Genomic DNA, 772 nt, shown 5'->3' with positions numbered 1-772 from the left:
TCAAAACCAGTCCGATTGCCACACAGCAGGCGATAAGATGAAAATATACAACGCCCAAACGCAAATATTCCACGGTGGACGAAGAAAGCATACTAAGTTCCATGGTTGCCTCTTGGTTGTAATGGTGAATCAACTTGGCTCTCGGCACGGCTTGATTGGAATTTACCGTAGCTGACTGCCATTTAGATCCAGCAATTACTATCAATTAATCTTGCGGCATTACGCTGCCAAGATAATGGTGAGTTTTGCGAATGAACTTTTAATCATTCGATCATGTCAATTTTCAGGTAACAAAAAACATCATCCGCACTGAGTGCATATGAGGTTTAACTTCCGCTTATGGAGGGCCGGCGAGGCCCAGAACCCGATCGACGAGCGGATCAGGCAATGCTGGTAGGGTCGGCGGGGCTTCCACCCCATTCGAGGAAACGGATCTTGTGAACCTCACCCTCGCTGTCTTCGTAGACCAGGGTCACCGGTACCACGCCGGTCTTGTCGGATGTATCGGTACGTTGCAGTACCCGTTTTACATCGATGTCCATTCCGTAGTGGTATTCGACGGCTGAGACATGCGCGCCGGGTTCTTGCAGGCCGTTCTGGTCAAACACACTTGGCGCGAGACTGGAAATCACGGCACTTACTACTGTAGCTATATTCATAAGGCTGTACCTCTTCTGAAGTTCGCTTAACGGGGACTTAATGTGACACATGGTGAGCGTGAAGTTCACTTTACCGCGACGAACGTGCCCGCCTGCAAAGCCTGTAGTGGCTG

1 protein-coding gene is annotated in these 772 nt (G+C 49.9%); it reads right to left on the bottom strand.

Features of this window, described 5'->3' with window-relative positions:
• Nucleotides 1-380: 380 nt before the first annotated feature.
• Nucleotides 381-659 (bottom strand): DUF2790 domain-containing protein, encoded by a 279-nt coding sequence (locus tag PMI29_RS08985; protein ID WP_008000866.1) that lies wholly within the window; start codon nt 657-659, stop codon nt 381-383.
• Nucleotides 660-772 lie beyond the last annotated feature (113 nt).

The sequence above is a fragment of the Pseudomonas sp. GM49 genome (assembly GCF_000282355.1).
GTDB lineage: Bacteria > Pseudomonadota > Gammaproteobacteria > Pseudomonadales > Pseudomonadaceae > Aquipseudomonas.
Note: the sequence above shows the minus strand (reverse complement) of the source record. Positions and strands in the feature narration are given on the sequence as shown.